Source organism: Flavobacterium cutihirudinis (assembly GCF_003385895.1).
GTDB classification, from domain to species: Bacteria; Bacteroidota; Bacteroidia; order Flavobacteriales; family Flavobacteriaceae; genus Flavobacterium; species Flavobacterium cutihirudinis.
On record NZ_QRDQ01000007.1, the window covers coordinates 813,954 to 836,517 of the forward strand.

Consider the following 22,564-nt stretch of genomic DNA (forward strand, 5'->3'; position numbering starts at 1 on the left):
TTAGAAGAATCTTGGTGATTTTAAACCTTTTTTGCGAGAAACCAATTCAAAACGCAGGACAATTTCATGTGTACCACTGTTGTAATTTTGCAATTCTGTAGTCGAATAATCATAGGCATAACCCACCATCAACTGAGGTGCTATTTGTATCGATGCCAATGCACTAATAGCATCTGAAGTACGATAAGAAACCCCAAGTGTAAAAGCATCGTTGAACATAAAATTGGCCGAGAAATCTGCAATTATTGGTGCTCCGGCAACATATTTTACAAAAGCTGCCGGTTTGAATTTTGTATGTGCAGAAAGATCAAAAACAATTCCTCCAATAAGGTAAAGGTGCATTCTTTCATTTACAAGATCATCGGCTATATCATCATAATTGTATCGTTCTCTGGTCATAAAATTAGGAACAGAAATTCCGATATAATCGCGTTCTCCGTGCCAGTATAATCCGGCACCAACGACAGGCAGGAATTTATTGGTAATATTTTCACGAAATTGAACATCCGGATCTCTGTGACTTCCTTTGGTCCAGTCGATATTGATAACGCGTCCACCACCTTTTATACCAAAAGACAACTTATGCGTTTGACCGGAAGGAATTGTATAAGAGAAATTACCATCTATATATTGCTCTTCCGAAGGGCCAATTTTTTCGCTGACCACAGATAAACCAAGTCCAACATTTTTTCCAACAGGTGTATCCAATGTAAAAGACTGCGTATCTGGAGCGCCATCGAGACCAACCCATTGCGTTCTATATAAACCAGTTATTGTCATATGTCCTAACGAACCCGCATAAGCCGAATTGACAGTAAGCGTGTTATACATATACTGCGTGTACTGTGGTTCTTGTTGTGCAAATGCTCCGCAAGCAGAAAGCATTATTATAGTCGTGAAAACCTTTTTTATATTTTTAATCATAGCCAATTCTTTTTTGGTTATTCCTAATTTTATTTTAAATAAAGCCATCCAGAGGTTTTTGGAGAACCATCGCCGAGATCAAGAATATAGAAGTAAGTGCCTTCAGGAAGCGTTTTGGCAGATCCTTCTGCTTTTCCGTCCCATGTATTGTCGTAACCCTGTTTATAGTAAACTATATTTCCCCAACGGTTAAATATCTCCAGTTTATTATTAGGATATTGGGTGATACAATCAATATAGAAAGTGTCGTTTTGACCGTCGTCATTTGGAGAAAATTCATTCCATATTTTTAAGCAATTAGGTGATACTGTCGCACTGTCTTCATTATTAGTTGAATTAGTATCAATTTGATCCATAGAATTCAGATGAGCGATATTCAAATAATCTTTAAAATCAACTACTTTGACATTTAATGTCAGCACTTGGCTTTCTTTTGGGAGAACACTTGGAATTGTCCATATTCCGGTTGTACCGTTATAAGTACCAGATGTTGCTGTGGCACTTTCTAATTCGTAACCTTTTGGCAGCAGATCTTTTACCTCAACATTTGTTGCTGTTAAATTTCCTAGGTTTTCTGCAGTAACAGTAAAAATTACACTGCTATACATTGGAACATCCGTTTTATCGACTTCTTTATTTATTGCAATATCAGTCGATGGAATGTTGATGAATTCTGAATCTTCATCATCTTCACTTTGGTCTCCGTTATCGTTGTTTGGCTTACTGTCAGGATCAAACTGATTAGAAGCAGTAACCTGTGCCATATTTAGATAATCGTTATGATCAAGCCCAGTAGGATTAGCAACTGTAACCTGATACGTTAATGTTATGCCGCCAATAGGAACGGTCAGGTTGTCCCATTTTATGGTATTGTTACTGAAGATTCCTCCGTTGCTTATATTTGTAATATTTCGATAACCTAACGGAATTATATCATCAACATTAACGCCGGTTGCTGTACTTGGTCCTTCATTATTAAGCTGAAGCGTAAATGTTATAACTTCATCGACATTTGCATTTTTGTTGCTTACCGTTTTGTCTAAACTCAAGTCGGCAACAGCGATGTTAATTTGAAGACTGTCATAATCATCTTCGGTTACAACACCATTATTTGGAGTCGAGTCCGGATCCGGTAGATTACTTGCTATAATTTCGGTAGTATTGGTATATTCTCCCGCTGCGCCAGTTGGAGGGTTTACTGTTGTATAAATATCCAACGATTCATCATTACCAGCTGTGACAACTCCGACATTCCAGACACCGGTTATATAATTGTAAAGACCGCTGGTAGGAGAACTGGTTACGTACTTGAATCCAGGAGGCAATAAATCCTTAACAGATACACCGCTTGTGGTTGCCGGACCGTCATTTTTAACTGTTACAGTAAAAATAACGGTAGATCCAACATCATAAGTTGCATTGGCATTTAATGCTGTTTTACTGATTGACAAATCAGCCATAACAATTACCGGTGTCACAAAAATACTGTCATAATCATCCTCAGTAACAACGCCGTTTCCTGGTGTACTATCAGGATCAAATTGATCGGAAGTCATTATTTCAGCAATATTTAAGTATTCGTTTAAAGTATTCGTTGGAACTTTTACCAATGCATTTATCAATAAAGTATGACTGTTTCCTGATAGAATAGTTCCCGGTGTCCAAATTCCGGTCGTAGGATCGTAACTTCCGGATGTTGAATTGTAAAATAAGTACTGATAACCTGGCGGAAGAATATCTTTAATTGTTACACCAGTTGAGGTACTAGGTCCATCATTGGTAACTGTAATGGTAAATGCAATTTGTGATCCAATCGCAGGAGTAAGGTTATTGCCAACAACGCTTTTTTCTATCGAAAGATCTGTTACAGCAGGAACAGGTGTAACTAATTGTGCATCCTGATCATCTTCTCCTGCCACATTGTTATTTGGTGTACTGTCAGGATCATGTTCATTTGAAGAATAAATCTCTGCCGTATTATTGTAATCTCCAGTTCTGTTTACCTTAACGCCGACCAATAAAGTTTCTGATTCTCCATTCGGAATTGTACCAATATTCCATACTCCGGTTGAATTGGCATATTGTCCTGTTGTGGCGCTATAAACTACATATTCATAACCGCTTGGAAGTAGGTCTTTTACTGATACTCCAGTCGCATCATGCGGACCGCTATTTCTCACTGTTATCTCAAATGTTACCGTTGCACCAAATATTGGATTTAAATTACCTCCAACAACGAATTTTGTAAGAGATAAATCGGCAACAGGAGCAATAGGAGTAGTAGTCGCAGTTGCATAATCATCTTCAGTTACAACTCCATTGTTTGGAGTTGAATTTGGATCCAGCAGATTGCTTGCTGTAACTTCAGCAACATTATTATACGGGCCGTTCGGGTTTACAACAGCGGTAATTTGCAAAGTTTGAGCGTCACCATTAATTAAAGAGCCAATAATCCATTTTCCGGTAGTTGCATTATAAGTTCCTTTGGTAGCTGTATAACTGCCGAAAGTATATCCTGTAGGTAGTAGATCAGTGACTTCAACACCTGCAGTATCTTGAGGGCCGTTATTTGTTATAATTACTTCAAAAGTAACAGACGAACCTATCAACGGAATGGCATTATTTACCGTTTTGGTTAAAGATAAATTAGCCGATTGTGCAATTGGAGTTGTTGTGGCAGTTGCATAATCATCCTCAGTTGCAACTCCATTATTTGGGGTCGAATCAGGATCGGGAAGATTCGCGGCTGAAATCTCTGCAATATTGATATAATCACCAGTAATGTTGGCTGTTGCAGTTATTTGGAGTGTTTGAGACTGGCCATTATTTAAATTCCCAATTGTCCATATTCCTGTTGTTGAATTATATGTACCTGTTGAAACTGTAAATTCATTAAAGGTATATCCTGTTGGAAGTAAATCTGTTACCTGAACACCGGTATTATCCTGTGGACCATTATTTGTAACTACAACTTCAAAAGTAACCTGTGCACCTACAAGTGGTGTCGCATTATTTACTGTTTTAGTAAGAGACAAATCAGATGATTGCTGTATAGGAGCAGTTGAAACTTCTGCATAATCATCTTCAGAATTAGATCCATTGTTTTGAGTTGAATCTGGGTCAGAAATATCACTTGCCGTTACTTCGGCAGAATTAAGATATGTTCCGGTAGAATTTACAGTTGCAGTAATTTGTAACGTATAAGAGCCTCCATTGGCAATACTTCCAACTGTCCATAAACCAGTTGAATTGTTGTAAGTTCCGGTCGTTGCACTGTAAGAATTAAATGTATATCCTGTTGGAAGTAAATCGGTAACTGTAACCCCGGTTGTATTTTGTGGGCCATTATTCGTAACTACAACTTCAAAAGTAACCTGTGCACCTACAAGTGGCGTCGCATTGTTTACTGTTTTGGTCAGAGATAAATCGGCAGACTGTGCTATTGGTGTTGTAGTTGCAGTTGCATAATCATCTTCAGTTGTAACACCATTATTTGGTAACGAGTCAGGATCTTCAAAATCTGCTGCCGTTATTTCAGCAATATTTAGATAATCTCCAGTTGCATTTACTGTCGCTGTAATTTGCAAAGTTTCAGATTTTCCATTAATTATATTGCCAACTACCCATAAACCTGTTGCGGGAGTATAAGTTCCTGTTGAAACTGTGTATCCTGTGAGAGTATATCCGGAAGGAAGTAAATCTGTAACCTCAACATTTTCGTTATCATCTTTTCCACTATTGGTTATTATGACTTCAAAAGTAACTTGAGAACCCACCAAAGGCGTAGCATTATTCACTGTTTTGGTAAGAGATAAATCAGAAACTGGTGGTGGAGGAGGTGTATCCGCTCTTGTAGCAACTCTCGCAATTGCATAATCATCTTCTAATATCGCTCCATTGTTCGGTGTTGAATCTGGATCAGAAAGGTCTGCAGCAGTAACTTCGGCTCTATTTATAAAGTTTCCGACAGCATTTGCTATAGCTGCGATTTGTAATGATTCTGATTGGCCATTTCTTAAATTTCCAATGTTCCACAATCCTGTTGTTGCGTCATAAGTTCCTGTTGATACCGTATATCGGGTAAAAGCAAATCCTACAGGCAGTAAGTCGGTCACCTGAACGCCTGTATTGTCCTGAGGTCCGCTATTAGTGATTACCAATTCAAACGTAATCTCAGTATCAACAATCGGATTTGTATTGTTGACTGTTTTAGTTAATGATAAATCAGATGACAGTGCTGTTGGCGTTACCGTTGCAGTTGCATAATCATCTTCGGTTGTTACACCATTATTAGGAGTTGAATCAGGATCTTGTTGATTTGCGGCAGTTACTTCAGCAAAATTTAGATAATCTCCAGTTGCATTTACAATAGCAGTAATTTGTAATGTTTGTGAAGTTCCGTTATTTAAATTTCCAACACTCCATACACCGGTTGTCGAATTGAAAGTTCCTGTTGAAACCGTATATCCGCTAAAAGTATATCCTGTTGGAAGCAAATCACTAACCTGAACTCCGGTATTATCCTGCGGACCACTATTGGTTACCACAATTTCAAAAGTAACTGTAGAGCCAACTAAAGGAGTCGCATTATTTACGGTTTTGGTTAAAGATAAATCTGATGCCTGACTTGTTGGCGTTACCGTTGCAGTGGCATAATCATCTTCGGTTGTAACCGCATTATTAGGAGTCGAATCAGGATCTTGCTGATCTGCGGCAGTTACCTCTGCGATATTTAAATAATCTCCAGTTGCATTTACAGTAGCAGTAATTTGCAGTGTTTGTGAAGTTCCGTTATTTAAATTTCCAACACTCCATATTCCGCTTGTTGAATTGAAAGTTCCTGTTGAAACTGTATATCCGCTAAAAGTATATCCTGATGGAAGTAAATCAGTTACCTGAACTCCAGTATTATCTTGCGGACCATTATTGGTTACCACAATTTCAAAAGTTACGCTGGATCCAATTAATGGTGTCGCATTATTTACGGTTTTGGTTAAAGATAAATCTGATGCCTGACTTGTTGGTGTAACTGTTGCAGTTGCATAATCATCTTCGGTTGTAACACCATTATTTGGAGTTGAATCAGGATCAGGAAGATCACTTGCTGTTACTTCAGCAGAATTTAGATATGTACCAGTTGAGTTTACTGTTGCTGTAATTTGCAATGTCTGTGTGGCACCATTAAGTAAAGCTCCTGCAGTCCATAGTCCTGTTGATGGATTATAACTTCCGGAAGTTGAGGTGTAAGAAACATAAGTATATCCGGATGGAAGTAAATCCGTTACCGTTATGCCAGTTGTAGCTTGTGGTCCAGCATTGCTTACCTGAATACTAAAAGTTACCTGTGAACCTACTAAAGGAGTTGCATTACTTACTGTTTTAGTAATTGATAAATCAGCAGATTGTGGAACTGGAACTGTTGAAACTTCTGCATAATCGTCTTCTGTATTAACTCCGTTGTTTGGAGTTGAATCAGGATCCGAAAGATCAGCTCCGGTCACTTCGGCGCTGTTTGTATAATTTCCTGTAGCGTTTACAGTTGCAAGTAATTGCAATGTCTCAGAATCTCCATTAACTAAATTTCCAACATGCCAAACACCTGTAGCCGAATCATAAGTTCCAGTTGATATTCTATATCCGGTAAAGGTGTAACCTGACGGTAATAAATCAGTAACCTGAACAGCATTATTATCTTGTGGACCATTATTGGTCACAATAATTTCAAAAGTAACTTCAGAACCTACAACTGGAGCGGCATTATTCACGGTTTTAGTTAGAGACAGATCTGATAATTGTGGGACAGGAACTGTTGTTGCAGTGCCATAATCATCTTCAGTTGTAATTCCGTTATTTGGTGTTGAATCAGGATCTGGTGTATCGCTGGTGGTTACTTCAGCAATGTTAGTATAATCTCCTGTAGCGTTTACAATAGCAGTTATCTGTAAAGTTTCAGATTCTGTATTTTTCAGTATATCCAATGACCATATACCAGTTGTACTATCATAAGTTCCGCTTGTAGCATTGAAACTACTATACGTATATCCGGAAGGAAGTAAATCTGTAACCGTTACATTTGCAGCATCCTGAGGTCCACTGTTTGTGGTTATAATTTGGAATGTGACAAATGATCCCACAAGTGGAGTAGGATTACTAACGGTTTTTGTTAAAGATAAATCTGCCGCAGGTTGTATTGGTGTAATTGTAGCACTATCTTCATCATCTTCACTTTGGTCACCATCATCATTATTTGGAGCACTATTAGGATCCGGCAGACTACTGGCTGTAACTTGAGCAGTATTTACATAATTTCCTGTCGGAAGTACTTTAACATCAATAATAAGAGATTCTGAAACGCCAGAAGCAATAGTACCAACATTCCATATTCCAAAAGTATTTTCATAAAGACCGGCTGATGAGCTATAATTTACAAATTCATAACCAGAAGGTATAAGATCTTGAACAAGTACACCTGTTGTTGTATTTGGTCCACTATTCGTAATGATAAGTTCAAAGGAAATCTGACTTCCAATTACGGCACTTGTGTTTCCGGTAACGACTCTTTTGATAAGCGATAAATCAGCTGTTGGGCCAATAAAAGTAAATGGAGCGTTATCTTCATCGTCCTCGCTTTGATCTCCGTCATCGTTATTTGGTACACTATCCGGATCAGCGAGGTCACTTGCCGTTATTTGGGCAGTATTAAGATAACCGCCTAATGGATTTACAATAGCTCTAAATGTTAAGTTCAAAGTTCCTGCATTAGCTATCGTCAAACCTTGCCAGGTAATAGTTGCTGTTGCAATATTATAAAATCCATTATTTGATACCGAACCGGGAATTAAGGTGAAGCCTTCAGGAATAACATCTTGTACGCTAACTCCGGTCGCATTTCCAGGACCATTATTAAGGACTGTAACTGTAAATTCTACCTCATCTCCCGCAGCTCCACTTGTTGGCGCAACGGCTTTAGTAAGTTCTAAATCTGCAGATTTTAAGGTTATGTTGGCACTAGCCATATCATCTTCAGGCAATCCGTTACCAGGCGTACTATCGGGATCTTTTTGTTTTGCCGTTTGTATTTCGGCGGTATTAATATAATTTGATAAAGTAGATACTACGTTCACTTTAGCTGTAATTTGTAAAGCAAGAGAGTTTCCGTTATTTAGATTACCAACATTCCAAATACCTGTCGCATTGTTGTATTTTCCACCACCATTGTCACTTACATAGGTATATCCTGGCGGCAAATGATCTGAAACCGTGATGCCGGTCGCATTATTTGGACCACTGTTTGTAACTCGAATGGTAAAAATTACATTATCATTAATACTAACAGAAGTAGGAGAAACCGTTTTTTGAAGAGATAAGTCAGCTACATCCAGAATTATGGAGGCGCTATCCTGATCATCCTCAGTGGCGATACCATTGTTTGGTGTACTATCAGGATCAAATTGATCAGAAGCGATAACTTCTGCACTGTTTACATATGATGCTATAGGTGAAATTGTGGCTTTAAAAGTTAAATGCAAAATGCTTCCACTCGGAATTGTGAGACCAGTCCAAGTGATTGTATTATCTCCGACATTATATTGTCCTGCCGAGGTAACAGATCCCGGAACAATGATAAATCCGGTTGGAATATGATCTCGTACTGCAACGTTGGTTGCAGTAACGGTGCCACCTTGAGCATTATTATTGTTATAAACGTCTATATTGAAAGTTACTATATCGCCAACGCTTCCTGTGGTAGGTGTTACAGTTTTTGTTAATTCAAGATCTGCAACAGCGAGTATTGTAAGTCTCATCGTATCTGTTGATGGTGGACAATTTCCATTAGTAACACTCCATTGCAAAGTATAAATACCCGGAATAGTTCCGGTAACCGCTGAAGTTGGACTTGTAGGATCAGTAAATCCTATTGTGCTTGGGCCTGCAGTTTGTGTCCAGTTTCCTGTTCCTACAGTTGGCGCAACGGCATTTAGATTAATTGGTGTAAATTGAGGAACAACTTGATCAATGCCTGCATTAGCCGTTGATGGAGTGTCGTATACCGTTATTGTAACGGAATCAGTAGAAGTACAACCATTATTATTTACTGTAGTAGTGGTCCATTTAAAAACATAAGTTCCAGGAACAATTCCCAACATTAAAGAAGTTGGACTTTCTGGTGATGCAATATTAGCAGGTGGTCCCGAAGTCTGAGTCCATGTTCCTTTTCCTGATGTAACAGGTACGGCATTCATACTGAAACTGTCTACATCGCAATATTCCTGATCGGGTCCTGCATTAGCGATAGATGGTGGTGTATCATTAAAGATTATGGTTACTGTATCTGATGATGGCTGACATAGAGATGGACTAGTATGAGGTCCATTGGTAACCGTCCAAGTTAAGACGTAAGTACCAAGTATTACATTAGATAATGTTGTAACAGGGCTATTCGGATTGTTAATAATAGCATTTGAGCCCGCAGGCTGAGTTGTTATGGTCCATGTCCCGATACCAACCGCTGGCGGTACGGCAGCAGTTTGATAGCTGGTTTGACACGCAACAGTATCATCAGGACCTGCATTTGCAGTGCTTGGTGGTGCATTCATCTGAATTCTAACAATGTCAGAAAGTGTTCGGCAATTATTACTTTCAAAAACCCATTCCAGAATATAAAGTCCTGGAGTAGTCATTTTTGAGATAGTAGTTGTCGGCAAGTTTTCATCATCAATCTCGGCTTGACTTCCAGCGGGCTGATTGACAAAACGCCATACAGCTGTCGTAACATCTGTTGGTGGAGCGTTTCCAGCCATATTTACTACTCCAACAACCGGAAGGTCATCAATACATAAAGTTTGATCAGGTCCTGCATTAGGATCAATGCTTGCACCGCTGTAAATGGTAACATTTACAGAATCGGATGTTCCAGCGCAAGATGCACCATTAGGAAATGTTGTTGGAATAGTTGTAAAAGTGAAAACATAACTATTGCCCGGCACAACAGTTGCATTAGCAATATAACTGTCAGAAGGCGATTGTGTAATGACAACGTTTGGTGAAGGTTCTGTTTTGCTTGTAAGTGTCCATGTTCCTCTTGAGTTGTCACTTGCCTTAAGTTGGATACTCGTAACATCACAAGCGGTTTGATCGGGACCCGCATTAGCAGCAGGATCTACAATAACAATCATATCATCAAAAGAACCTGAACATAAAAAGATACTTTTTGCGGTTACTGTCCATCTAAAAGTATAAGTACCGGCAATAAGACCATTAATTACAGTATTTGGATTTGATGGATCAACAATTGTTGGCTGATTTGGAGCTCCTGTAAGTACAGACCATTGTCCAAGTTCAAAAAAGCTATCGTAAGCGCTTCCGGCCATTGTAACAGAACTATTATTACAGATATTTTGATCTGGTCCGGCTGCTGCCTGATTTGGTGGAATTCCAATGGTAAGATTAATATCATCAAAATCCTGACCGCAAATATTAGCGTCTACCGTCCATCTGAAAATATAATAACCACTATAACTAAAGGTAAAGACTGCATTAGGATCATGAATATCACTGATAGTATAATTTCCAACTCCCGAAATTCTGGTCCAGGTACCGGTTGATCCGCCACTTTGTGTTGCTGCCATTGTTAGAGTAGTACCACAAATTTCCTGATCTGGACCGGCATCTGCTGTTGGCGGTGTTTCTGCAACGGTAACTTTGACACGACTTTCACTAGGAAGACAAGTTCTAAATCTGGATACAATCGTCCAGGTAAATATGTAGGTTCCGTTGCCAGGAACTGTTACGGAAGTATTAGGGTCATTTTCATTGTCAATAATTACTCCATTTGATGGTATTACCGTCCAGGTACCAAATTCAGTAGGCAATGTTGTATTACCGCTTAGGTTAAAAGTAGTTGTTCCGGAAGAGTAACAAGTATCTGGTCCTGCATCCGATGGTGTAGGAGCAAGAAGATTACTGGTAGAAATGATTACATTATCTGTAACTGCTGAACCACATGATGGGCCGGGGTTTAAATAACCCACACTCCATTGTAATTCATATGTGGCATTTGGAGTCAAGAAACCACTAGCAATTGCATTAGGATCATTGACATTCGAAAATGTAATCGTATCGGGGCCAGAAATCTGACTCCAGGTTCCAATTTCACCTGGATCTGCCGGTATAGCCGAGAGTGGTACCTGAGAATCGGCACACACTACCTGATCTTGTCCCGCATTAACATTGTCTATAGAACTGGATGATACATTAACGGTGACTGTAGAGACCGAAAATCCACACGTGGCACCACCACCTTTTGTGATATATTGAAACACGTAAGAACCTGATATAAGTCCGCTTACTTGCGTATCAACAGCAAAATTGTCAGCAATAACCGCTGTGTTTGGGCCGCTGAGCTGACTCCAAAAATGTAAACCATCATCAGTACTTACACCGGAAAGAAGGGTAGAGGTATCACCGCAGGGCAAATTGACATCAGTTCCTGCGTTTGATGGTGTTGGATCTCCGGAAACAAGGATGTTTATAGTGTCAAAACCATAGTCACATTCAACAGTTAATGCTCCAGTTTGTTTTCTAATAAATTCTACAGTATAATCTCCGGGAGCTGTAAGAGTTAATGTTAAAGAGTTACCAGTATCTTGTAATGCAGTTGGGAATGGTCCAAGTGGAGAAAGCGCAGGACCGCTAACAATTCTATATTGATTTGATCCTGTTCCTGTGACTGTTAACGGAATTGTAAATACAGTAGCATTACAACTTCCTACAATATCATCGCCATTATTTGCTACAATCGTACGAGTCGGACCATTGTACTGAACAATATAATCTTTCGTAAAAACACAACCAGTATTGTTATTGGTTAACGTGTAACGGAAACGATATGGGCTACCTGCTTCAGAAATTCCCGTTACTAGTGTTGTCGGATTTGTTGGTGATACAATAGTAGCTGAGCCTCCGGATACTTTTGTCCATAATACTGTTTCACCCGCGTACAAAGGAGTTTGTGCAACAAGCGTAACCTGATTTATTGTATTGTCGCAAAAGAATATATTTTCGTCTCCACCAGGAAGTTGTGTAACATCTTGTGTTGCAGGAGGTACAATAATGACTACCAAATCATTGCCAGATGCACAAGGCCCGGTAACAGTCCATCGAAATGTGTAAGTTCCTTCTGTTAAATTTGAAACACTGGTGTTATTTGAATTCGGACTACCGATAGTAGGCGTATTTGGTCCTGTAACAAATGTCCATTGACCGTTTTGCCCATTAAGTCCGCAGCCGCCATAAGTAGCGTTGAGGTTAGTTGATTGTGTCGTGGTATAACAATTACTTAAAGTTTGATCCGGTCCGGCAGAAACCGGTTTTACTCCGCCATAATTGGTAACAGTAATTTGAGATGTTGTACGGCAACGTTGTCCAGGCGCAAATTCCGGACCTTCAATAACCCATTGCAATGTAGTAACACCGCAACTTGTATCCGGCAAAGTTATTGTTGAGGTAGCCAGATTTGGAAAATTAATTACCACTCCGGCATTATTGGCTCCAACTATTTCCCAGCGACCAGTTTCTCCTGTATTTTGAGGAGCGTTTCCAATAATTGCTAATGTACCGTTGCTATTTGGGCAACTTGCAATATTACCTCCGGCATTTGCTTTTGTAATAGGCTTCACATTGACCACTTTATCCTGATAAGATAAAATTCCGTCAGAACAGGTTGCACTATATCTAAATGTGTAAGTATTGCCTCCAGTATATCCGGAAATAGTTGTACTAGTGCTGTTAGGAGAATTGATTACAACAGCAGGTCCAGAGATCTGAGTCCATGAAACTGTACCAATAATTGGACTTGGAGTATTTCCTGTTAATACTAAAGCATCAGTTTCGCAAATAGTAGTGTTAAGTACTCCTGCATTAACAGTACAGTTTTGAGCGTTCACTTTAAAATTTGCCAAGACCAAAAGAAAAATGGTAAGACATGCTTTTCTTGAAAAATCTGTAATCTTCGGAAAAAAGTACAATTTTGCCATACGCAATCAGAATCTAAAGGCGGATATAAAGATTAAATAACCACCTACTATTATTAATTAATGATGATGTGTATTTAATTTGCTGATGCAACGATAAATGACTGGGGGATATCTCAAAGTTATTAAAACAAAGCGTAAAAAAACTTTTATTGATGTTTCATATTAGAAAATGAAACATGAAAATGCATAATGAAACAAAAAAAAGGCTCAAATTTTAACTTATCTGCATGAAAAATAGTTTTTGAGACTATTTTTTTGAAAGTTTCTAACCACCACATACGGAAGTCATTATTAGTTAAGGTAAACACAAGAGATTATCTTTTTAGTTCTATTTTTGTAGCTGAAAATTTAATAAAGAAGTATGATTAATATAAATGAGGAATTTTCATTTCCTTTTGAAAATGTACTATTTTCTTTTGCTTTGGAATCAGAAGCAGCCGATGTCTTTGAAAATTACAATTCATTAATAACAGGGATAGGAAAAGTAAACGCAGCTTATGAACTGACTAAGGCTATAAACTATAAAAGACCATCCTTAATCGTTAATTTAGGATCAGCAGGAAGCAATTTTTTTAAGAAAGGAGATGTAGTTTGTTGTACACGTTTTATTCAAAGAGATATGGATGTGCGACCATTGGGATATGAGCTATATGAAACACCGCTATCAGGATTACCACCAGTGTTGGAATACGGTTTAAAGATGGATGGATTACAGGAAGGAATCTGCGGATCGGGTGATAGTTTTGAAATGGGACATTCTACCGTTTTATATAATGTGGTAGACATGGAAGCCTATGTTTTGGCAATGATTGCAATGAAAGAGAAAATCCCGTTTTTATGTCTTAAATATATTTCTGATGGAGCCGATGATAACGCTGCTGAAGATTGGATTGTTCAGGTTCATAAAGCGGCAAAGGCGTTTGAAAGTATTTTAAACTTAAATGAAAAATAAACAGATTTAATACATTATTAAAAAAAAACAAAGGCTGAAATTTTGATTTCGGCCTTTGTTTTTTGTTGTGGATCACTACAAATCAGGGCATTTTCCTTTAAGAAAAAAATAACAGAAACAGATTCAATTCTAATGTTATTTTAATGTAGCTCCGACGATTTCGTCCTAACTTGCGCCCTCTTAAATACAGGAAAATGTTGCACACAATCAAAAATAGTATCTTATGCAAATGCGTACACGCATTGCTAATTGGGTACTTTTTAATGAGCAGCATTAACATGTCTGGTACTTTTTCACGATTAATAAATAATTATTCTGTAGAGAATACCTTTAAAGGAATGACCTGTAATTTGCTAAAAAAAATCTTCAAATGTGATGGTATTCCTGAAGAGTTAGACGACTATGAAACAAAAGATACCAAAACAACAAAACTGGCAAAAGGAATTCCATTATTAGAATACCTAGTGCCAATAGATGCTTCTGTACCTGGATTGTATTTTAAAATGGGATCAAAAGGTAAAAACTACATCGACAATCCAATATTTTCATTTGGGTTTCACGGCAAAATTCATTTGCGACCTCCGCGAGTTATTATATAAATGCTTAAATTTGTTTGTATTAGGATAAGTTCTTACATCCTTAATACGGTATTTACCGTATATTAATATCTATCATTTAATCTTGTATTTATATATAAATTTATGACACCTTTCAAACGTTTTATAAATTTACTTACACTGGAAAAGCGCGATGTTTATCAAATTATATTCTATGCTGCTTTTGCCGGGTTAGTAAACCTTTCTTTGCCTTTAGGAATTCAGGCTATTATTAATTTTATTCAAAGCGGACAACTTAGCGTTTCCTGGATTGTTTTGGTGATTCTCGTTACCATTGGAGTTGGGTTTGGCGGAGTTTTGAATATTTTGCAGCTTCGGATTGTAGAAAATCTCCAACAACGCATTTTTGTTCGCTCTTCGTTTGAATTTGCGTACAGAATGCCTTTAATTAAATTTAAAGAAATGTATTCTGAATATGCACCCGAAAAAGCAAACCGCTTTTTTGATACGCTGATGGTTCAGAAGGGAACTGCAAAGTTATTACTGGACTTTTGTACCGCTTTTCTTCAGGTAAGTTTCGGAATCATATTATTGGTTTTGTACCATTCTTTCTTTATGGTAATTGGACTTCTGTTTATTGCTATTTTGTATATCATTTTTAAATTTTCATATAAAGATGGTCTAGAAACGAGCCTTAATGAATCCAAGTTTAAATACAAAGTTGCAGCCTGGATTCAAGAGATAGCTAGAAATCGTGACAGCTTCCGCCAAAAAGGAGGATTCGATTATGCGCTTGAACGCAATGACGGTTATGTCTCACAATATGTAAATTACCGCGAAAAGCATTTTCAGGTAATGAAAAAACAATACATTCAGCTTACTATTTTTAAAATTATTGTTACTGCTGCCTTATTGTCAATTGGAGGTTTTTTGGTAATTCATCATCAAATGAACATTGGGCAGTTTGTAGCAGCTGAAATTGTTATTGTACTTTTAATTAATTCGGTCGAAAAAATAATCTTTGGTTTAGAATCATTTTACGATGTTTTGACTTCTGTTGAAAAGATCGGACAAGTTACAGACATGGAGATTTCATCTATTCCGCAAACGTCAAAAGTTAGCGAAACCGGAATTACAATTGAAACCGAAAGTATCGCCTACAATTATCCAAGCCACAATAAAAAGTCGCTCAAAAATATCAATCTGAAAATTAATCAGGGAGAGAAAATTTTGATAAGAGGAGCAAATGGCGCAGGAAAAAGTACATTATTACGATTACTTTCCGGTTTTCTTGAGCCAGAAAGCGGTACAATGTATGTGACCGATAACTTTATGAATCGTCTTGACGAAGAAAGCTACAGAGCGCAATCTGGTACTTTCTTGCAAGGAGATACACTATTTGCAGGAACAATAAAAGAAAATATTCTTTTTGGAAACGAAGCCATCAACAATGATGATTTAAAATGGGCTTTGGATAATGTTGGTCTGACACCGGATATTAAAACTTTTCCAAATGGTCTTGAACATCAAATTAACCCCGGCGGACTTGAGCTTTCGGCTTCAGATGTTCAGAAGATTCTTTTGGCAAGAAGTATTGTTCACAAACCTAATATCTTATTTCTCGAAGATCCTGTTGATAAAATGGACGAATTGACGTCAGGAAAAATTGTCGATTTCTTACTTGCCGAAGAAAATAACTGGACTGTGGTCGTAACTTCTAAAAATGATATTTGGAAGACAAAATGCGAACGCATGATCACAATCGATGATGGGAAAATTAGTAACGACATAAAGCTATAATCATGCTCAATATATCTAAAGATAATAATATACTTATAACTGAGGGCAAGTACAAATCTATAACCAGTGTTGCCAAAAGACCACATTACAAAATTCTGAACAGAGTAATCATCGGATTTTTATTGTTTTGCGTGGCCTGTTTGTTTTTACCATGGACCCAAAATATTTCAGGAATTGGTTCTGTTACAACATTAAAACCAGATCAAAGACCGCAGACTGTTCACAATACTATAGCCGGAAGAATCGAGAAATGGTACGTGCAGGAAGGTGATTTTGTAAAAAAGGGCGATACCATTGTGTTTATTTCCGAAATAAAAGAAGATTATCTTGATCCCAATTTGGTTGGCAATACTAAAGAACAGGTTGATGCTAAAAAAATGGCGGTTGAATCGTATGGAGATAAAGTAAGCTCTCTTGATGTTCAGGCGAAATCATTAAATACGGAACGAGAACTGAAATTGCAGCAGGCGCAAAACAAAATAAAACAAGCGCAACTAAAAATCAAAAGCGACAGTATGGATCTTGTGGCGATTAAAACACAATTACGAATAGCAAAAACACAATTCGACCGTTCGACAGCGCTTAACAAAGAAGGTTTAAAACCACTTACTGATGTAGAACAGAAAAGATTAAAACTTCAGGAAGCTGAAGCTTATATCATTACGCAGCAAAACAAACTATTGAGCAGTAAAAATGAATTGATTAATGCTAAAGTAGAAATAAACAGAATTACAGCAGAATATGCTGAAAAAATATCGAAATCAAGAAGCGATAAGTTTACAGCTCTTAGCACACAATACGATACAAAAGCTCAGGTAAATAAGTTGGAGAATCAATATACAAATTACCGTCTTAGAAATGGGTTGTATTATATTACGGCTCCACAAAGTGGTTATGTAAACCGTGCCTTATTGGCAGGTTTGGGAGAAACGATTAAAGAAGGAACTCCAATTGTGAGTATTATGCCAGCAAGTTACGATATTGCTGTAGAAACGTATGTTGACCCTATTGACCTTCCGTTAGTGCATCGTGGTGCAAAAGTTCGTGTTTGGTTCGATGGTTGGCCAAGAATTGTATTTTCAGGCTGGCCGGGATTATCGTACGGAACATACGGAGGAAAAGTGGTGGCAATCGAGAACTTTATAAGTGCAAACGGAAAATACAGAGTACTTATTTCTCCTGATGGCCCTGACAATAAATGGCCAAAAGAATTAAGTATTGGTGCCGGAGCACAAAGTATTGCTTTATTAGAAACGGTTTCAGTTGGATATGAAATATGGCGTAATCTAAATGGTTTCCCACCAAATTATTACAAGTCAGACGAAAAGGAGGCGAAAGATGGAAAGGATAAAAAATAAATTAAAGTACACTGTACAGCTGTTTACAGTTTTGTTTTTATTCTGTTTTTCAGTTTCGTACGGTCAGGATTTTAATAAAGAAGAACTCAGTTACAGTGAATTTTTAGGATATGTAAAAAAATACCATCCGCTGGTAAAACAGGCAAATCTTGAAATAACGAATGCTCAGGCAGCGTTGATGGTGGCGCGTGGTGGATTTGATCCTAAAATTGAAGTCGATTACAGTAAAAAGGAATTTAAAGGAACTGAATATTACTCGTTACTAAACAGCAGTTTCAAAATTCCGACTTGGTATGGAGTTGAGATAAAAGCAGGATTTGATGAAACCGATGGTCAATATTACAATCCGCAGAATAAAACGCCAGAAGCGGGTTTAACATCATTGGGAGTAAGTGTAGCATTGGGACAAGGTATGTTTATAAATCAGCGTATGGCCGATGTTAGAGAAGGAAAACTGCAGCTGAAATTAAGTGATGCACAACGAAAACTAAAAGCAATTGAAGTTTTATATAAAGCAAGCGAAGCTTATTTTGAGTGGCGAAAAAGTTATAATGAAGCACAACTTTACAGAAGTTATCTTGGCTATGCCAGTACACGTTTTGAAGGTGTAAAAAAGCTTATCGAACTTGGAGATTCTCCTGCGATTGATAGTGTTGAAGCCGGAATTACGGTACGAAACAGACAATTAAATGTGGAGAATGGTAACTTGAAATTAGCTAAAGCCAAATTGTATCTGTCTAATTATTTATGGATTGAGAATGTTCCCGTTGAACTGGATGATCTTGTAAAACCAGAACAAAATTTGATTCAGACTTTGGAAGGAACTCTTAGAACGGATGCCATGTTGGTAGATGTGCAATCATTAGAAACACATCCTAAAATTCAGGCTTTGGAAACCAAAATGGATATGTTGGAAATTGGCAGAAAGCTTAAAGCGAATTCATTGCTTCCAAAGTTAAATGTTGGCTACAATTATCTTTCCGAGCCTTCTTATTTTGGTACTTTCAACGCTGATGATTATAAATTTAATGTTGATTTCAGCATTCCGATTTTCCTGAGAAAGGAGAGAGGAAGCCTCAGAATGGCGAAACTGAAAATTCAGGATTTAAAGTTCGATATCGATCAGCAAAGACTGGAACTTAAAAACAAAATAAAAGCACAACAAACTGAAATTGCCTCTTTAAAAAGACAAAAAACGGTAATTGACAATTTGGTTAAAGATTATATGACAATGCTAAACTCTGAAGAGAAATTGTTTTCATTTGGTGAAAGCTCCATTTTCCTGATCAATTCCAGAGAAAACAATTTGGTAAGCGCAAAATTGTCACAGATTAGTATTGAGAATCAGTTTTATATCTCAAATGCCGAATTGTATAAAATCCTTGCAAATCCTGATTAAGCGATCACTTTAATTTTAGTTATTTAAAAAGAAACAGCAGCAAAATATTTTGCTGCTGTTTTGATTTATAGAAGTTTTAAATTAAAATTATTATAAACCTCCGTATCGTATTGTAGATCCTAAAACAAGCATTGTTACAGCGATTGTTGTAACCGAAATAATAATCACGGCCATTCTGTGGATATTGGTTTCATTAAGATTTGGAAGTACAAAAAATTGTGCGCAAATGGCACATATGAAAGTAAGAAACAACAATATTAATTTGATGGAAACCACTTTTTCAATTCCGCTGGAAAAACTAAACCAGGTTTCGAAAGTTACACCAAAATCATACGCCATCCAGATACCAGTAGCAATCAATATAACAAGTGATGACATTCCGAGAGCCTCATATTTCTTTTCAAAATTTAAAATAATCTGCGGATCTTTTTTCTTTAAAGCTGTCGGAAGATAACAAATAGCCAAAAGCAAATGGCCGCCCACCCAAACAGCAGCAGCCAAAAGATGGAGAATTAATACGAAGTGATGTAGTGTCATAATACAAGGGGTTTAGTTTTATCAATTGAGAACGAAAGCTGATAAATTGTATTAATTATTCTCTAAAAATAACTTTTATTTTTGAGGTCGAAAAGTTTTTATGACGTATTTCTCTGTCCGAATTGTCTAATTTATAAAGTGTTGAGACATTGTTCACAAAGTGTTGGACAAAATAATTGCCTTCAAAATTTTGAGTTTCCAAATAGGTGATCATTTTTGCAAAAGCAGCTTCACTAATTAATTCAGAATGAAAAGTAGTCCGAATTTCAAATGGTACAACAGCATTTTTTAATAACGAAAAACTTTCCTCAAACTCCGAAAATAACTGAGATTTCGTTATAGTTTCAAATGCCTCGGGAAGGCTCTTAAAATCCAATGCTACATAATCAATTAGTTTTTCCTGAAGTAATTTTTGCAGAACCAAAGGATGTGAACCATTGGTATCAATTTTTACAACAAATCCCAAAGCTTTAATTTCCTTTATAAAAGGGATAATATTTTTATGCATAGTACATTCGCCGCCGCTAAGAACAACACCGTCCAATAATCCTTTTCTTGAACGAAGAAAAGTTAGAACAGTATCAAAATCTATTTTCCCTTTTCCTAATACAATATCGGGATTATAGCAGTAAAGGCATCTCATATTACAGCCCGCAAACCAAATGATGCAGGCTGTTTTATCAGGATAATCTAATAAAGTAAAAGGAGTGATGCTGTAAACTGCTTTAGTAGATAACAGCTTCCTCAAAATGGGTACGTTGCTGGTGTTCACCTTTTTTTCCGATATTAAAACTTTCTACAGGTCTGTGGTAACCCATAACTCGTGTATAAACCAAACATTTGCTTCTTTTAGTTTGGTTTTCTTCTAAAATTTTATGCGTTTTTGTTTTCATAAGCGAGATTTTTTTGATTGTTTTCATTAAGTAAAATTTCATCACATTTAGGACAATATTCGTGTTCTCCGTTAAGATAACCGTGAACAGGGCAAATACTGAAAATGGGTGTAACCGTTATGTAAGGCAGTTTAAAGTTGGTCAGGACTTTTTTTACAAAGTTCTTGCAGGCTTCCGGACTGCTTATTTTTTCTCTCATATAAAGATGCAAAACCGTTCCGCCGGTATATTTGCATTGGAGTTCATCCTGAAGTAATAAAGCTTCAAAAGGATCATCAGTGTGATCGACAGGAATCTGTGAACTGTTGGTATAATAAATGTTTTCGTTTTGTCCGGCTTGTAAAATTTCGGGAAAACGTTTTTTATCTTCCTTTGCAAATCGGTAAGTTGTACCTTCGGCGGGAGTCGCTTCCAAATTGTATAAATTTCCGGTTTCTTCCTGAAATTCCTTCATTCTTAAACGGATGTGATCCAAAATTTCTGTAGCAAAACTAATTCCCGAAGCGTCTGTAATATTTTGTTTTCCTTTGGTAAAATTAATCACCATTTCGTTCATTCCGTTTACACCAATGGTAGAGAAGTGGTTTCTAAAATGTTCTAAATATCGTTTTGTATAAGGATAAAGTCCCTGATCGTACATTCTCTGAATAAAAACTCTTTTTTTCTCCAGCGTTGATTTTGCAATTTTAAGAAGTTCATCCAGATGCATAAATAAGTTGATGATATTTCCGTGATGCAAATAACCCAAACGGGCCATATTTATGGTAACAACACCGATACTTCCGGTCATTTCAGCACTTCCAAAAAGACCATTTCCTCGTTTCAGTAATTCTCTTAAATCCAGTTGCAATCTGCAGCACATACTTCGTACGGCGTTTGGTTTGTAAGCTTCGGGATTTTCAACTTTATTGCCATTTTCATCCAAAGTATATTGGCTTCCAATAAAATTCTGAAAATAAGACGAACCTATTTTTGCAGTATTTTCGAATAGCAAATCAACATTTTCGGCTTCCCAGTCAAAATCTTCCGTAATATTAACAGTCGGAATCGGAAAAGTAAATGGTTGGCCGTTTGCATCGCCTTCTGTCATAATAGTATAATAAGCCTTATTGATGAGGTTCATTTCCTGTTGAAAGTCGGCATATTTTAAGTTGGTCAGTTTTTCAACACCTCTTTTTTTCGCTTCAATTTGTAAGGCTTCATTTTCGGTATTTAAAAACAAATGCTCATTATTTCTGGTCGGAATTTGTTCTTTCAAATCTTCAGGAACATTCCAATCTAGTGTAATATTGGTAAAAGGCGATTGTCCCCAGCGCGCAGGCACATTCAAATTATAAACAAAACTTCTGATTGCTTTCAGAATTTCATCATAAGTAAGTTGATCTTTAAAAACATAAGGCGCAAGATAAGTATCAAAAGAGCTGAAAGCCTGAGCGCCTGCCCATTCGCTTTGAAGAATACCCAGAAAATTAGCCATTTGCCCAAGTGCTTCTCTAAAATGAGAAGGAGGTCTGCTCTCGACACGTCCGCGTACGCCATTAAACCCTTCATTTAATAGCACGCGAAGGCTCCAACCGGCGCAGTAGCCTGTCAAACAGTCGAGATCGTGAATGTGTATGTCGCCATTACGATGCGCAGCGCCTTCTTCTTTAGTATAAATTTTATCCAACCAGTAATTGGCGATTATCTTGCCGGCAGTATTGCTTACCAATCCAGCATTAGAATAAGAGATATTTGCGTTGGCATTGATTCGCCAATCTGATTGGTTAATATATTCGTCAACAGTTTGTGTACTGTCTACATAAGTTGTGTCATCATTTAACCCATTTACATGTTCGCGTTGTAATTTTCGGGTATGGCGATAAATAATAAAAGAACGCATGGTTTTGAAATAACCATTCTCAAAGAGAACTCTTTCAATTAAATCCTGAATTTCTTCGACTGGCCATGAATATTTCACTTCAAGACCTGAAAGAACGGTTTTATAAATTCTTTTATCGTAAGGCAGATTTACACTTTGAAACGCCTTTTGAATAGCATCCTGAATTTTGTAAGCTTCAAAAGGTTTGTAATCTCCATTGCGTTTGATGACATATTTTTCCATGATTT

The 22,564-nt window shown here is 37.2% G+C and carries 11 protein-coding genes; 5 read left to right on the plus strand and 6 right to left on the minus strand.

Going from position 1 to position 22,564, the window contains the following annotated elements; all coding sequences use genetic code 11:
- Both BD847_RS03585 and BD847_RS03590 read right to left on the minus strand, forming a co-directional pair.
- The gene (locus tag BD847_RS03585; protein ID WP_394336439.1) at positions 1–972 is read right to left on the minus strand and encodes a PorP/SprF family type IX secretion system membrane protein; all 972 of its coding nucleotides are present in this window, start codon (positions 970–972) and stop codon (positions 1–3) included.
- Positions 954–12,959, minus strand: a complete 12,006-nt coding sequence (locus BD847_RS03590; protein ID WP_115886899.1) for a PKD domain-containing protein — start codon at positions 12,957–12,959, stop codon at positions 954–956. The genes BD847_RS03585 and BD847_RS03590 overlap by 19 nt, the downstream gene beginning before the upstream one ends.
- Positions 12,960–13,320: 361 nt before the next feature.
- Between BD847_RS03590 and BD847_RS03595 the strand changes: the two genes are divergently transcribed.
- From BD847_RS03595 to BD847_RS03615, 5 genes are all read left to right on the plus strand, one after another.
- Positions 13,321–13,911, plus strand: coding sequence for a 5'-methylthioadenosine/S-adenosylhomocysteine nucleosidase family protein (locus tag BD847_RS03595; RefSeq protein WP_115886900.1), 591 nt, complete (start codon positions 13,321–13,323; stop codon positions 13,909–13,911).
- A gap of 263 nt (positions 13,912–14,174) precedes the next feature.
- Positions 14,175–14,510, plus strand: a complete 336-nt coding sequence (locus BD847_RS03600) for a hypothetical protein (RefSeq protein WP_244201551.1) — start codon at positions 14,175–14,177, stop codon at positions 14,508–14,510.
- A 102-nt stretch (positions 14,511–14,612) separates the two neighbouring features.
- Positions 14,613–16,268 (plus strand): peptidase domain-containing ABC transporter, encoded by a 1,656-nt coding sequence (locus BD847_RS03605; protein ID WP_115886902.1) that lies wholly within the window; start codon positions 14,613–14,615, stop codon positions 16,266–16,268.
- A 2-nt stretch (positions 16,269–16,270) separates the two neighbouring features.
- The gene (locus tag BD847_RS03610; protein ID WP_115886903.1) at positions 16,271–17,626 is read left to right on the plus strand and encodes an HlyD family secretion protein; all 1,356 of its coding nucleotides are present in this window, start codon (positions 16,271–16,273) and stop codon (positions 17,624–17,626) included.
- The gene (locus tag BD847_RS03615) at positions 17,607–19,025 is read left to right on the plus strand and encodes a TolC family protein (protein WP_115886904.1); all 1,419 of its coding nucleotides are present in this window, start codon (positions 17,607–17,609) and stop codon (positions 19,023–19,025) included. Before BD847_RS03610 ends, BD847_RS03615 begins: the two co-directional genes overlap by 20 nt.
- A gap of 90 nt (positions 19,026–19,115) precedes the next feature.
- Here BD847_RS03615 and BD847_RS03620 read toward each other — a convergent pair whose 3' ends face one another.
- The 4 genes from BD847_RS03620 to BD847_RS03635 are packed head-to-tail and all read right to left on the minus strand — an operon-like array spanning position 19,116 to position 22,559.
- A complete protein-coding gene (locus BD847_RS03620) occupies positions 19,116–19,562 on the minus strand; it encodes a copper resistance protein CopD (protein WP_115886905.1) in 447 nt (148 codons plus the stop codon).
- Positions 19,563–19,617: 55 nt separating this feature from the next.
- Positions 19,618–20,310: an anaerobic ribonucleoside-triphosphate reductase activating protein gene (locus BD847_RS03625; RefSeq protein WP_115886906.1), complete on the minus strand. Its 693-nt coding sequence runs from the start codon at positions 20,308–20,310 to the stop codon at positions 19,618–19,620.
- On the minus strand, positions 20,288–20,455 hold the full coding sequence (gene nrdD, locus BD847_RS21035; RefSeq protein ID WP_208641783.1) for an anaerobic ribonucleoside-triphosphate reductase: 168 nt from the start codon (positions 20,453–20,455) through the stop codon (positions 20,288–20,290). Before nrdD ends, BD847_RS03625 begins: the two co-directional genes overlap by 23 nt.
- Positions 20,436–22,559 (minus strand): ribonucleoside triphosphate reductase, encoded by a 2,124-nt coding sequence (locus BD847_RS03635; RefSeq protein ID WP_115886908.1) that lies wholly within the window; start codon positions 22,557–22,559, stop codon positions 20,436–20,438. Before BD847_RS03635 ends, nrdD begins: the two co-directional genes overlap by 20 nt.
- Positions 22,560–22,564: the final 5 nt, after the last annotated feature.